This window comes from Secundilactobacillus muriivasis (genome assembly GCF_054785195.1).
In genome coordinates this window covers 1-10,599 of sequence record NZ_BAABMI010000051.1, presented here as the reverse complement: position 1 = coordinate 10,599, position 10,599 = coordinate 1, and the positions used below count along the sequence as shown (strand labels likewise).

Annotated in this window: 10 protein-coding genes and 1 pseudogene; 5 read left to right on the top strand and 6 right to left on the bottom strand. The window is 48.2% G+C overall.

Annotated features, from left to right (window positions below):
- Window positions 1-151 precede the first annotated feature (151 nt).
- On the bottom strand, window positions 152-655 hold the full coding sequence (locus ACYVR3_RS11765; protein ID WP_057152016.1) for an acyl-CoA thioesterase: 504 nt from the start codon (window positions 653-655) through the stop codon (window positions 152-154).
- 197 nt (window positions 656-852) lie between these two features.
- Between ACYVR3_RS11765 and ACYVR3_RS11760 the strand changes: the two genes are divergently transcribed.
- The 4 genes from ACYVR3_RS11760 (at window position 853) to lepB (ending at window position 3,281) form a co-directional block, all read left to right on the top strand.
- A complete protein-coding gene (locus ACYVR3_RS11760; protein ID WP_461244401.1) occupies window positions 853-1,209 on the top strand; it encodes an iron-sulfur cluster biosynthesis family protein in 357 nt (118 codons plus the stop codon).
- 207 nt (window positions 1,210-1,416) lie between these two features.
- On the top strand, window positions 1,417-1,614 hold the full coding sequence (locus tag ACYVR3_RS11755) for a hypothetical protein (protein WP_461244400.1): 198 nt from the start codon (window positions 1,417-1,419) through the stop codon (window positions 1,612-1,614).
- 16 nt (window positions 1,615-1,630) lie between these two features.
- A complete protein-coding gene (locus ACYVR3_RS11750) occupies window positions 1,631-2,515 on the top strand; it encodes an alpha/beta fold hydrolase (RefSeq protein ID WP_461244399.1) in 885 nt (294 codons plus the stop codon).
- Window positions 2,516-2,699: 184 nt separating this feature from the next.
- Window positions 2,700-3,281, top strand: coding sequence for a signal peptidase I (gene lepB, locus ACYVR3_RS11745; RefSeq protein WP_461244398.1), 582 nt, complete (start codon window positions 2,700-2,702; stop codon window positions 3,279-3,281).
- Between the two features lie 351 nt (window positions 3,282-3,632).
- Here lepB and ACYVR3_RS11740 read toward each other — a convergent pair whose 3' ends face one another.
- The 3 genes from ACYVR3_RS11740 to ACYVR3_RS11730 form a co-directional block, all read right to left on the bottom strand.
- Window positions 3,633-4,961 (bottom strand): C1 family peptidase, encoded by a 1,329-nt coding sequence (locus ACYVR3_RS11740; RefSeq protein WP_461244397.1) that lies wholly within the window; start codon window positions 4,959-4,961, stop codon window positions 3,633-3,635.
- 933 nt (window positions 4,962-5,894) lie between these two features.
- The gene (locus ACYVR3_RS11735) at window positions 5,895-7,175 is read right to left on the bottom strand and encodes a homoserine dehydrogenase (protein WP_461244396.1); all 1,281 of its coding nucleotides are present in this window, start codon (window positions 7,173-7,175) and stop codon (window positions 5,895-5,897) included.
- Between the two features lie 191 nt (window positions 7,176-7,366).
- Window positions 7,367-8,599, bottom strand: a complete 1,233-nt coding sequence (locus ACYVR3_RS11730; RefSeq protein WP_461244395.1) for a D-alanyl-D-alanine carboxypeptidase family protein — start codon at window positions 8,597-8,599, stop codon at window positions 7,367-7,369.
- A gap of 526 nt (window positions 8,600-9,125) precedes the next feature.
- Here ACYVR3_RS11730 and ACYVR3_RS11725 point away from each other — a divergent pair.
- A complete protein-coding gene (locus ACYVR3_RS11725) occupies window positions 9,126-9,551 on the top strand; it encodes a GNAT family N-acetyltransferase (protein WP_461244394.1) in 426 nt (141 codons plus the stop codon).
- Window positions 9,552-9,845: 294 nt separating this feature from the next.
- Here the strand turns inward: ACYVR3_RS11725 and ACYVR3_RS11720 are convergent, their stop codons facing one another.
- Window positions 9,846-10,166 (bottom strand): hypothetical protein, encoded by a 321-nt coding sequence (locus ACYVR3_RS11720; protein WP_461244393.1) that lies wholly within the window; start codon window positions 10,164-10,166, stop codon window positions 9,846-9,848.
- Window positions 10,167-10,237: 71 nt separating this feature from the next.
- A pseudogene (locus ACYVR3_RS11715) lies at window positions 10,238-10,599 on the bottom strand (recombinase XerD); the annotation flags it as partial.

The window sequence follows — 10,599 nt, the reverse complement described above, 5'->3', positions numbered from 1 at the left end:
GCGCCTTCACCGATGTCGCCTTGCACACTGCTCTCAACCCGTCTCGCTCCGCACACTTACGCTGGACACAAGCGACAGCACAAAAAAACAGACACAACCGCCCATATTGAAGGGCTGTTATGCCTGCATATTCACATAACTAGCTATCGAGCTAATCTAAATTCAAATGACTAAAGATGGCCTTTTGCTCATCACGATCCACTTTCCGTTCCGCCAAGCGGTCCTGATAACCCGCGCAGATGAACTTCTCTTCATCCGTTTCCGGTACAATCTCAGGTAGTTCGGGATCGGCTGGTTTGGCTGCTGTAACGAAGGTCACGAAGCAGGTGAAGCCGACGAAGCGTTCACCAGTGAGGAGGTGTTCGCCAATGCCTTTCACGAAGACTTCTAGGGAACGGTGACTAGTCCCTGTGACGTAAGATTCAAACACCATCGCGTCCTGTAGCTCAAATGGGGCAATAAAGTTCAAGTGATCCATCGAGACCGTGGCGGTGACTTGGTGAGCCGCGCGAGAAGCGGCGATGGATGATGTGTTATCGACCATTGACAGGGTTTGGCCACCAAAAACAGTATTGTGTTCATTCAAATCGGAACTGAAGACCCGATGATTAGTAATGGACAGGGTTTCGTGACAGGTAAGTTGACGTTTACTCATAGTTAGGACCTCCAACGTTAATGATTCTAGTGTACCATAAGTTTGTGAAAAATGGTGGCGGTTACATATCCCGTGAGTCGTTGTTTTGATTGGACTGAGTTAACGGGAATCACAACCGAATTTAACGAGGTTTTCAATTGCCTTTTTCAACTGAAACTTTCATAATGGGGGCATCTAAAGCCGAGGAGGAGATTAACATGGCACGATATCTTGAATTTTCAGATGACGCAATTGCGCGAATCAAACCGCATTTGACGCCAAATACCCGGGTGTTACTGAGCTATGATGACGGGGTGGGGCCTTATTCACATCATGGCTTGGTTGCGCTGCAAGTTTCATTTCAATTAGTGCTTATTACGGATACAATGCCGTTTAAGGACTATGACGAGCAACTAGAGACCAATTGGGTGCCAGTCTACGTAAAAGGCTACTCAGACGAATTTTTGGGCGATCAGATGACGTTGACGTTACAGCCGAAGTATCAGACGCTCGTTTTGGCGGATGATAGTGAAAAAATTGATGAAAACGTGGAGATCGTTGACGAGCGCAAGTGACTTAAAGTAAGTGGCCTAGTTAACGAAAATGACTAACGAAATCCTACTTTAGCGGGATTTATACTCTTGAAATAGGTGTTTACCCAATCATTGGTATAACGACTTCACCAATTTGTGAAAAAATTTTGTCGTTCTCCTGCATTAGGGGTTCAAAAGTCGCGCTAGTCTGGTATCATCAAGGTAATTAATCTTGAGGAGGGCACCACTATGGGGAAATGGACGGATAATAAACCAACGTATACGGCAGGAAGGAGCCATGATCACGAGTTTGATTATGGTGAGTTTTACATGGCCTACGTGGCTGCCAAGCAGCAACGGCTTGACCGGCAGCGGTCCCAGGTCCAGAAGGTGTCCGAAAACATCAAGAAGGACCAGCAAAAGCAGGCCAAAACAGACGAAGTTTAAGCAGGAGGCTTTTTAAGTGCGATTTATTGACCGAACAGTAGCGACAATTCCAGCAAATACCGCGGGGATCAAGCGGCAGTACCACGACATCGCGTATGCGAGTGGTACGCGACATACGCTTGATATTTACCTCCCTAATGAAGGGAGTGGTCCCTTTCCAGTCATCATTGATGTTTACGGTGGCGGGCTGTATTTTGGTCAAAAGAGTTCGCATAAATTAGAGCCGGCACTGCAATTGTTGGCGCAAGGCTATGCCGTTGTGAGTCCGGATTACTCGTTGAGTACGCAGGGCCGGTTTCCAGTTCAAATCAGTGAACTGAAAGCGGCGATTCGCTTCGTCCGGGGCAATGCGGAACGGTACCACTTGGCACCCGGCAAGATCGCGTTGATGGGTGAATCATCTGGCGCGCATTTGGCGGTGCTGACCGCGGCTAGTGAAGCGACCGGGACGCTGGATAACGGGATGGGCGACTATCCTGATATTTCTAGTAAGGTGGCCTGCGTGATTGCATCGTATGGGCCTTATCAATTCGACCAGTTCGCGGCGCAGTTTCAACTGTTGGGGATGACCCCACAGTTTGCGGAAACTGGGCAGGCGGATTCCTTTGAAGGGGTCATGTTTGGCAATCATGAGCTGACGCAGATTCCGGCGCTGGTACATCAGGCGGATCCGGCGCAGTATTTGACCCGCGAAACGCCACCGTTGTTGCTTTATGCGGGGACGGCGGATGCGGTGGTGCCCTACGTGCAGTCGTTTAACTTGGCAGCTCAGGCGATGACGGTCATGGGTGAATCGCGAGTCGCCCTCCACATCGTTGAAGGCGCGCACCATGGTCCGGCTGATTTTATGACGCCGGAAATCGTTAATCAGCGAGCGCACTGGTTGGCGAAGTGGTGCTAAATCGAATTTAATAAAACTTAAACGGGAACGAAAAGCTGAGCGATAGTGACAACTATCACCCAGCTTTTTAAGTTGATACGCCCTAGCACTTGCTTGAAATGCCGTAACTAGAGTAGTATTGGTGTGTTCTACTAAAACGACTGAAAAGCACCTCGGTTCACACTGAGGGAAGGGGAATTTTCAAATGAAATTTTTAAAAGAAATTGGCCTGCCCGTCATCATTGGGTTACTGTTGGCAGTGCTATTAAAGAGTTTTGTGTTGTCACCAGTTCGGGTGGATGGGCCTTCAATGGAACCCAACCTCACGAATAACGAGCGGGTGTGGATGTTTAAACAGGCGAGCGTGAAGCACTTAAGCGTCATTGTCTTTGATGCCCATGGCGAGGATCCAGAAGCTAGTGCTGGGACGGATTACGTCAAGCGGGTCATTGGCTTGCCTGGTGATACCGTGGCCTTCAAGAACAACAAACTCTATGTGAACGGCAAACAGATTAACCAGAGCTTCATTAGCGCGTCAGAAGGCACGACCGGGACCGGTTCCGGAAACTGGACGCTGCAGAGCTTAGCGAAACAGTACGGTTGGGGCAACAACGTTAAAGTGGTGCCAAAGGGCGAGTATTTCGTCTTGGGTGACCATCGAAGCGTCTCTAATGATAGCCGTTACTGGGGCTTTGTGGATAAGGATAAAATCGCTGGGGTTGTGAAAGTACCGTTCTGGACGGGAGATAAGCAACAGCGGCAAAATATTAATTCGTTAGGTTACTAATGCGTGATTGGTTGCGGTTAGTGGCTCGGAGATAAAAGAACAGCGTCATGAATTCTGGTTGGAATTCGTGGCGCTGTTTTTGTTTTGGTTGTGTGTTTTTTTGGAAAGCTGGTGGTGAAATTGATGTGCGTTCCTGCTACATGGTTTTCGGCGACCATTAACAGCCACCGTTGGAACTTGTCGGCAACTTTAGTGGAATTGATTTCGTTACCTCGTTCTGGCTTCTGCGCCGAAACGTGCTCCGCCAAACTGAGCACTATGTATAAGGGCACTAAGGTAAAATCCCAAACCCAGGGATTTCACCTTAGTGCCCTTATACGCCGTGCTCAACCCGTTTGGCTCCGCACTCTGCTACATCAACGGATCCCACGGTGCCAATTCAACTGGTTTCGTTTCTAATAATGCTTGTTGTTCGGCCGTCAGGTACTTTTTGTGCACGACCACTTCGTAAACGAATTGATCCATCCAGTCATCAGTCATGACGAAGTAGCCCTTTTCGCCGTTCTTTTCACCCCAAGAGTTTTCGACCTTCCAACGGTTAGGTTGACCGTCAACTAGGTTAACGCCGGTCAGCGTCATCGCGTGGGTCACTTCGGCTTCATGGTAGGCAAAGCGGTGGGCCTTATCCATTGTGAGGTCGATGCCAAACAGTTCCGCACGCCGGAAGAGGTTGGCGTCAAGGAAGCCTTGTTCACGACTCATTTGCTGGAGCACGTCGTTACCAAACCAAATTGTCTCGCCGTCTTGAAGTTGTTGGATGGCAGTTTGCTTGAGTACGTCCATGTCAACGTTCAAGAATTGGATCTGCTTGCCACCAACGATGTTTTCCTGACTCGCTAGCCGGTACAGTTTGTTTAATGGCTTATCGGGTGAGTTAGTGACGACAACGTAATCGTCAAGGTCAACGCCAAAATACTTATCGTAGAAGCCTTGAGGGGTCAAACCAGCGTCGCGATGTAGTTGCTTATCATCGTCACGATATTCGAGGTCAAAAGTTGCCGGTGGTTCGCCAAAGGAGTAGGCCGCCATGCGGTAAACTTCACCGACCATGGCGTGGCGTTGCTGATCTAATTCTGTTGCGGAGGCCCCATTGGCCGCTGCATCACGTAAGGTGACAGCATCACGGCGCATCTTCAACGCCAAGGTTGAGGCGAAGGCTTTGGTGTGCTCTGAGTTGTAGGTTTCAGGCATCACATAGTCGGGCACCACGCCGTATTTTTGAACTAACGCCGCGGCCATGGCCCATTGACCACCGTCGCCGCCAGCCATTTTGAGGTAGAAAGCGACTTCCCGGTCGTTCGGGCCCTTATCAGCGGTGTCGATGATGTGCTGGTAGAACATGTTGGCGCGCTCAACCTTATCCCAGAAAAACAGGTAGTTTTGAGAGAGTTCAAAGTCCTTAACTTTGTTGGTGGTCGCAAACTGATGACGCAACGTGTTCAGAAGTGAAAATTCCCAACAGCGGCCACTTTGCTTCTGGTTAGTCACACCGCCAGTTGGCAATTCAACGGAAAATACCCGGTGTAACCGCGATTGTGCTGCTGGATCAGTTGCGGCAGCATCAACGCCATTGGTCATCACGGTGCGCTTGATGACGTCGCTGGCAGGTTGGCTTGCAACTGCTTCATGGTAAGCTTTAAAGTCGGCGCTGGTCAGCGCCGTTTTGATTGATTCTGTCATGTGCATTACCTCCGTGGATAATAGTGGTTACTATTCTACGGCAGGGTGGATTGGGGTGCAACTATCTGGGCTTTCGTTTGTGTCCAGCGTAAGTATGCGGAGCTTGTGAAATTTGGCTTCGTTGGTGCGTTAATCATGGGTGATATTGTGGGCACAACCGGTCGGTCAGAAAATTTGGGCTGGAACGCCGTGGGCACGATTCTGAGCCGGAAAAACACGTCTCAGAATTCGGCCTTTCACTAAGCTGGAAGTTCACCAGCTAAGTGAAATTTCACGGCTGAGCCCAATTTTCTGACCGACCTCTTGTTTGCTGGCTTTCGGCAGCAAGACCGCACTCCCGAAAATTTATCATGAAGGGTCAAACTGTCACACGCTGACAATTGATAACATCTCAGTAAACGTTAAATGATAACGCTACAGCATTGTGGCACAGTCCATTCAAGCACATTAAGTCAACGTTCAGAATAGATTGACGTCTTGTCCGTCACGATGACGAGCCATCGACTGTTAATCAACTTTAGCGTTTGTCGACGCAACGTCAGTCATTGTGATACTGTCGCAAGCCGTTCAGTTAAGCACTTGAGATGATCTGCAATAGTGCTAAATTACGCAATGTGAGATGCAGGTAGGCGACTAGGTGGATGCTGTGTCGCGATAATTGGTGGTTGTTGGTGTTCTTCCAACAACCGCCAATTATCGGGGACGAAGTTAAGACTCGCATGGGTTGTGGCGAGGCTTAACTTCGAGGTCTGAGACCGCCCTTCGGCTCAGGCCGGCCAGCGCAGCTAACCTGGTCGCCTACCGGAATCGCCAGTCCACGCAAATCACCGAACTTCACAAACTGAACAGAAGAATACTTACGTTGGACACAAACGGCAACAAAAAACTCGCTCCAACCAACAAAAAATCGTTGATCAAAACGAGTTCAATAACCTACTTCAAAACCTTATAAGCCGACAACAAAGTAATCGTATCGATGGCTTCAAGCTGTTCTTTTAAGTCGTGTAACTGCGCTTTTGACATATCATGCGTGATGATGACCACGCGAGCGGATTGGTCGTCGTTCTTGGTTTGAACGATTTGGCTAAAGCTGGCGCCAATTTGGGTCATGATTTGGGTCAGTTTCAGCATTTGACCAGGGATGTCTAGCATCTTGAGAGACAGGTAGTACGGGTAGATGACGTCGTTAGCATCCACATTGCCAGATTCGCTTTGGTAGTTGTTAAAGGCGTTCCCAGTTGTCTCCAGCACGATATTTTTCGTGACTGACACGATGTCACTCAGGACGCTGTTGGCAGTTGGTAAGCCACCGGCACCAGGTCCGTAAAAGAGGGTCTCGCCGACAGCTTGACCGGTCACCATAACGGCGTTATTTTCGTTGTTGATGGTTGCGAGCGGATGATCGGTTGGTACCAAGACGGGGCCGACTTCAGCGAAGACGCCACCGTTGATGCGCCGGGAAATGCCCAGTAATTTAATGGTGTAGCCAAATGCATCGGCCTGCTCAACATCCTTAAGAGAAATGGTTTGAATCCCTTCAACCGACATATCGTCTAGTTTGAGATGCGTCCCGTAAGAGAACTGGCTCAAGATGACCATCTTGTAGGCGGCATCGATCCCTGCCACATCGTTTGTCGGATCTGATTCAGCGAAGCCGAGTTCTTGGGCCTTTTTGAGGGCCTGATCGTAGCTCCAGTTCTTCCGTTGCATTTGGGTCAAAATGTAGTTAGTCGTTCCGTTGACAATTCCTTTAACTTCTAGGATTTGGTCAGCGGCGAAGCTGTTCACGATGGTGCGCAGGATTGGAATCCCGCCGGCCACACTGGCTTCGTACATCAGGTCACAGTGGTTTTCGCGCGCAATGTTGGCGAGTTCTTCACCGGCAGAGGCGATGAGGTCTTTGTTGGCGGTAACCACGTGTTTTTTAGCGTTAAGCAATTGGGTGATGATCTCCTTAGCGGGATGAACGCCACCCATCACTTCAACGACAATTTTGATTTCTGGGTCGTTGATAATGGCGTCTAGGTCGCTGGTAAGGGTCACGCCCTCAGGAACGGCGGCCTGGTGCTTTTCTGTGTCGCGAACGACGATGGTTTTGACGCTGAGTCGTTGGCCAGTAATGTTTTGAACTTTATCTTGGTTTTCGGTCAGCATTTGCAGCACGCTGCCCCCGACCGTCCCAAGACCAATTAAACCGATTTTGATTGTATTCACGATAATCGCTCCAGTTATTTGGATTACGCCAGATGAGATTGGCGCGAGTTTAACTCAAAGTATATCAGAAGAAATTAGAAGATTGTGAAAAAAAACCGGGAAATTCTCATAAATGTGAAATAAAACGAGCATTAGGCGCAAAAAAAGACCACGGTTATCGGGGTTAGCCGATCATCGTGGCCTTTTCAAAGTTAAAACAAGTGAGTAAAGAAGTCCTTGATGCTATTAAAGAACTGGTTGATTCCGGAAACGTTGTTGGTGTTGCTTGATTTTTTAGGCTTAGTTACCGTCTTGGTTGCCGTTTGACCAAGGTCGGTCGCTGCCGGTAAGCCGGTGTGGTTAAAGCTCGTTTGGGTCACGAGGCTGCCCTTTTTAACGGGGAGGGTCGTGGCGGTGAGCTTGTTGGTGATGCTGATTTTAGCAGGATCTTGATTCTTCAAATACCAGACGCCGGTTTTCGTTTCGGTTGGCGTTGTTTTGACGGTTTGGTGCTTGACCCGATACGTCTGCTTCTTTTCCGTCATGGTCTTGTAGTTTAACACCTTATCCAGATGTGTAATGATGCCGTTCATCGCGGAGAAGGTGGTGTCACTCCCAAGAATCGTTGCCACCAGTTGACGGCCGTGGCGCCAGTAGGTGATGGTCAAACAAAGGTGGGCCCTTTCGGTGTAGCCAGTTTTCAGGCCGTCCAAGTGATTGCTCTTGCGATAAAAGGCGCCGGTTTTGAGCATCGAATTGGCGTTGATCAGGGTTTGGTTGCCAATATTGTAAGTGGCCTTACTGCTCCACTTGGTGATTTGTGGAAAGGCATCAACGAGGTGTTGGGCGACCACCGTAATGGCCTTGGCACTGACGAGGTTCTGCTGGTTAGCGGTCGTGCCCTTGATTTGGTAGCCGTAGTGGCGCAAATCGGAATTGTCGAGGCCGGAACTACTGATGAAGTTGGCGTCGAGGTGCCAGGCCTTGGCTTGCTGGTTCATTTTGGCGATGAATTTGGCATTATCACCACCAGTTACCGCTTCGCCAAGCGCGATGGCGGCCGAGTTAGAGGACGCAATCAGCGCGGCTTGGTAGAGTTGCTTAACCGTGTACTGTTTGCTGCGGTTGATTTTAAACGTGCCCAGCGCGTAGTTTTTGCTCATCTTGATGAGTTGCTTATTCACGCTGACCTTATCAGACCACTTGAGTTGGTGTTGTTTGATCGCTTGGGTGGTTAAATACAGGGTCATCATCTTAGACAGGCTGGCGATCGGTAATTCCTTATCGCCACGGTCATCGTAAAGCGTCTGGCCACTCTTGGCATCCATCACATAAGCAGCTTTGACCTTTTTGTAAGACGACATTTTAGTATCTTTTTTAGTTTTCGCATAGCTCGTTAGGGTTGGGGTAAAGACGAGTGCCGCACAGCTGATCGCAATCAGCAAGGTACGCAGTCGTCGCTTAATTTTCGACTGAATAATAGGTCGGGACCTCCGTTACAAAGATAGCATCCAGTATAGCAAAGATTTGGTAACAAATTAGCGACAAAATGGTAAAGAAACTGGAAAAGTTGGGCAAGTGCGCTTAACGAAATCATAATTTATTAGTTATTAATTAGATAACAATAAAAAAAGACAGCCGCAATAATTGCGACTGCTGATGGAAAAATCACTTCATTTGTCAGCTTCCTGACGCGTAAAGGGAACATAGATTGGTTATTAGGTTATTTGGTATGCCACTATAATAACGCAAAGTGACGGGGATTGCACCCATAATTTATCAAAAAGGTTTGCTTTTTTATCACTTGATTAGTGAGGTATTTAAAATCAATAAGGTTTTCATCTAAGTTTACATAAGTATTTTAAATTCATTTATAAAATATTTTTTTCACAAGTTCTTAAATCAACTGATAACATCAAGGCTGGGACGGAAATGATATAATTAACTTAACTAAAAATGGCGGTGATCAACATGAAAATTCGACCAATGATAGCGCAGGACAAACCGGCGCTTGCAGAAATCTATCGGCGCGACCGGGAACGCGATTTTCCGTGGGTTGCCCATCCACAATTAAGCGATTTTGAACGCGATTCAGCCAATGAGTCGGTGTTCGTTGCGGAAATCGATGGTGAAATTGTGGGATTCGTGTCCCTGTACCGGGTGATGAACTTTATCCATCTGTTATTTGTGTCGCCGGATTATCGGCATCAGGGCGTGGGCCACGCTCTTTTAGAAGCGATGCGGCAAGAAGCCACGGGGATGTTGACGTTAAAGTGCGTGATTAAAAACGAGGCGGCCCTTCAATTTTACGCTCAAGAAGGGTTTTCGATTCGGCGTGAAGATTGGTTAGCGTTTCCGGCGAACTATACGTTACAGGATAATCGCTATACCGGGTAGGGGTATGAAAAGGCTGATTTGAAATGCCTTCTGAGAATTTATAATTTCAAAGTTATCAAGAGGGTGTTTGCGGTTTTGAAATTCAGGTGTCAAATCAGGATATCGAAAAAGAGTTCTTAACTGGGTGTCTTGACACAAAATGGCACGGACAGCACTTGAATCAATTAGCGAAACAACGTTCTGATCGATTAGTCGATTAATAGTAAGTTGAAAATTAACCCAAAATAATGCCGCCATCGCTGTTCGGAAACGAACTGGCGATGGTGGCATTTTTACGATTTATTATTAAGCTAACTAATGTGCCAACCGGCGTGGGAAATTGGGCGCCTCAGGTTGGTGCCCTTTATGATGCTTTGGTTGACCGTGGTGGTGATGCTTACAGTGGCCTTCTGCTTGTAGTTGAAGGGATAGCTGCTTCGTCTTTTCACGTTCGATTTGGAGTTTCTTCTTATAGATACTGGCCTTCATGTGGCCATGGATCAATAATGCTAGTGGGATTACCTGGATGGCGATACCGGCGGGGATTAACCAAGGGTTGTCCTTGATAAATGCCTCACGCTGGTCAACAAATTTATTGAGTTGATCAAAGTCAACGGTTAACGTCTTTTTTGCCATAATGCCTCACACTCCTTTTGACCCTATGATACCTTAAAGTGGCAACCAATGCAGTGATTTTGGTGAAAAAACTACGCCGTCATTTCGCGAGCGAGTTGGCGGTAGTAACCAAGGGATTGGGGGTCTAATCGGAGCGTTTCTGCGATGGTGCTATCCGATTGGGTTGAATGGGTCAACAGGTAGTTCACGATGGCACTCTGGTAGAGCCGGGTTGGCGTTAGCGGGAAGCCGAGCACCTTTGCATCGGGTTTGAGGTACTTGTGGAGTCCGGGCGAGGTGAGGTGCGGATCGCCGCCAAAACGCTGCTTCAAAAAGAGGTCCTGACTGTGTTGACGTTGCTGAATGGGTTGAATGAATTGCTGATATCGTTGCCAAAAGTCGGCTTCTGCACCGGTAAGGATGGTTGCGTCAAATTGGTCGTAAAAACCGGGCG